A 659-nucleotide genomic window follows, 5' to 3' on the forward strand; every position below is an offset into this window, starting at 1 on the left:
GTGTTTGTTGTGTTTATACCGTTCTTATTAACTAAGAGCAGATAAACATTGAGAACTTTTAAATTTGATTAACTTAATCACAGCCTTGAGCTGTTTGATTTCACTTTTTAAAGTGAAAACCAATTAAGTAATCAGTCAGCTTTCCAAATTGTTAAAGAGCTTGATTTCTTTCGAAACCATTTTTAAAGATTCTTAAGGAAGAACACTTAAAGATGGTGGAGCTATGCGGGATCGAACCGCAGACCTCCTGCGTGCAAGGCAGGCGCTCTCCCAGCTGAGCTATAGCCCCATCTAAGGTCGATATTGGTGGGTCTGAGTGGACTTGAACCACCGACCTCCCGCTTATCAGGCGAGCGCTCTAACCAGCTGAGCTACAGACCCAATATCGTCTCTTAACTTTTCTAAACCTAATCAATCTGTGTGGACACTTATCGTGAATATCTTCGTATAAGGAGGTGATCCAGCCCCAGGTTCCCCTAGGGCTACCTTGTTACGACTTCACCCCAGTCATGAACCACAAAGTGGTGAGCGTCCTCCCCGAAAGGTTAAACTACCCACTTCTTTTGCAGCCCACTCCCATGGTGTGACGGGCGGTGTGTACAAGGCCCGGGAACGTATTCACCGTAGCATTCTGATCTACGATTACTAGCGATTCCGAC

At 45.2% G+C, this 659-nt stretch carries 2 tRNA genes and 1 rRNA gene; all 3 read right to left on the bottom strand.

Annotated elements, in window-relative coordinates:
• Nucleotides 1-213: 213 nt before the first annotated feature.
• Nucleotides 214-289: transfer RNA gene (locus L1D11_RS22525), tRNA-Ala, on the bottom strand.
• A 15-nt stretch (nucleotides 290-304) separates the two neighbouring features.
• Nucleotides 305-381: transfer RNA gene (locus L1D11_RS22530), tRNA-Ile, on the bottom strand.
• Nucleotides 382-448: 67 nt separating this feature from the next.
• Nucleotides 449-659, bottom strand: a 16S ribosomal RNA gene (locus tag L1D11_RS22535); the annotation flags it as partial.

The sequence above is a fragment of the Vibrio sp. Isolate32 genome (assembly GCF_022397955.1).
Classification (GTDB): Bacteria; Pseudomonadota; Gammaproteobacteria; order Enterobacterales; family Vibrionaceae; genus Vibrio.